Source organism: Leptospira meyeri (assembly GCF_004368965.1).
GTDB classification, from domain to species: Bacteria; Spirochaetota; Leptospiria; order Leptospirales; family Leptospiraceae; genus Leptospira_A; species Leptospira_A meyeri.
The window spans coordinates 1-1,165 of the sequence record NZ_SORO01000016.1; the positions used below are offsets into that span (position 1 = coordinate 1).

Below are 1,165 nucleotides of genomic sequence, written 5' to 3' on the forward strand. Positions count from 1 at the left end.
CTAGTTCGTTAGTCGCAATGCAGAATAAAATGTTCAAAAACGTTAATCAATATATTTTAGAAAACAAAATTACTGAATTAATAGAAGATTATAAACTTGAAAAATTCAAAGATACTTTAACGGTATCACTTCCTTATGTAAATAAATTCTTCAAAGATGCATCAGATACTCACTATATCAAAGATATGTTATTGTCAAATGGAACTTATAATATTCTTATTTTAGGTGAAATAGGATATATTTTATATACTTTGGAAAAAAATATTACCAAAGAAATTCACAAAACATTATTAAAAAATGAAAAATTTAAACAAACATTTAACGAACTCCATATATTTTACTTTCTACTAAAAGCTGGGGGAAATCCAAAGTTTATTAATCGAACACACCGTAACTCACCTGATATCACTGTGTCAATTCCGAACTTAGATGAAATGACTATTGAGGTAAAAACGATTGGAATAAGCAAAAGAAATATTGAGAGAAGTGAGGTTTCCAATCTTATTTCAAATAACTTAATTCAATATGCTGATAAAAAAAATCTTAATAAAATTCATTTCGAATCATCTAGGTTTCTAAGAGAAATGATGTCTACTGAAATGGTAAAAAGAATATTAGTAGATAAAAAACATTATACAGAGTCATTAAATCAAATTTTAAACAAACATGAAATTTTACCTAAAACTGGATTTATTAAAATTCCATTTATCGGCACGCTACATTTTGAAACCAATGATAAACCTTCTAGTGGAAGTCGTGGATCAATATCTGGATTACAATTTGATTCATACGATGATTATAAAAAAATTCTTGAAAATGGAATTAAAAAAGCTTCTCTACAATTAGAGGGTTATCCCAATCCTTTTTGCATCGTTTTTACAAACTCAAGAAACAATATAATTTATTCAAAATATTATTCTAAAACTCTTAGTAAAAACTTTTCAGGAATCCTTTTTATTGAAGGCTATTTCGATGTTCAACCGCAAATCAGAGCAGAATTTTTAGCATTTAAACTAACTAAAGAAACAAGATTTATGAGAAAATTCGCTGCGTATTTGCCCGAGAAGAATAACCAAATACTACTGCACTGCGACTAACAGCGGGGAAACGCTGCGCTTCGGCACTTACGGCCTCGCTTGGTCTACGACACATTCCTCTCCGTCAC

1 protein-coding gene is annotated in these 1,165 nt (G+C 29.2%); it reads left to right on the forward strand.

The genetic code is table 11. From position 1 onward, the window contains the following. A partial coding sequence (locus CLV96_RS19765; protein WP_243836558.1) for a hypothetical protein occupies positions 1 to 1,097 on the forward strand: 1,097 nt, incomplete at its 5' end. Positions 1,098 to 1,165: the final 68 nt, after the last annotated feature.